Source organism: Cupriavidus sp. WGlv3, assembly GCF_023952475.1.
GTDB lineage: Bacteria > Pseudomonadota > Gammaproteobacteria > Burkholderiales > Burkholderiaceae > Cupriavidus > Cupriavidus phytorum.
Map to the genome: position 1 here is coordinate 1 of NZ_JALHRX010000129.1, position 592 is coordinate 592.

A 592-nucleotide genomic window follows, 5' to 3' on the forward strand; every position below is an offset into this window, starting at 1 on the left:
AAGGAGGGCGATTACCACGGCAGGGTTCATGACTGGGGTGAAGTCGTAACAAGGTAGCCGTATCGGAAGGTGCGGCTGGATCACCTCCTTTCCAGAGGCTTGTGTCTCAAGCCTAGCGTTCACACTTATCGGTTTGTTTGCTGTTACAGCCAAGGGTCTGTAGCTCAGGTGGTTAGAGCACCGTCTTGATAAGGCGGGGGTCGTAGGTTCAAGTCCTACCAGACCCACCAAGTTATCCGAGGGGGATTAGCTCAGCTGGGAGAGCACCTGCTTTGCAAGCAGGGGGTCGTCGGTTCGATCCCGTCATCCTCCACCACTACCTCTGACGAGTGAGTACGGATACCTGGAGTTGGTTGTCAAAGGAAAGCGCTTACCGAGTGCTTTCCTTTGGCATTGCCAAGCGATCGCAAGATCGGCTGTTCTTTAACAATATGGGATGTAGTAAAGGTGTCGCGGTGCTTTGATGAGAAGCACGGTTGTATAACGCGATACCGGGTTGTGATTGTATCAACCAAATGTATTTTAAAGTGATCGAAAGATGACTTGGAATACGGCACAAATGCGAGAACTCAACCTGTAGTGAGCGTGTCCT

General features: G+C 51.2%; 2 tRNA genes and 1 rRNA gene. All 3 read left to right on the forward strand.

Going from position 1 to position 592, the window contains the following annotated elements:
* A 16S ribosomal RNA gene (locus MKD38_RS30815) occupies window positions 1–91 on the forward strand; the annotation flags it as partial.
* Window positions 92–153: 62 nt separating this feature from the next.
* A tRNA-Ile gene (locus MKD38_RS30820) sits at window positions 154–230 on the forward strand.
* 10 nt (window positions 231–240) lie between these two features.
* A tRNA-Ala gene (locus MKD38_RS30825) sits at window positions 241–316 on the forward strand.
* Window positions 317–592: the final 276 nt, after the last annotated feature.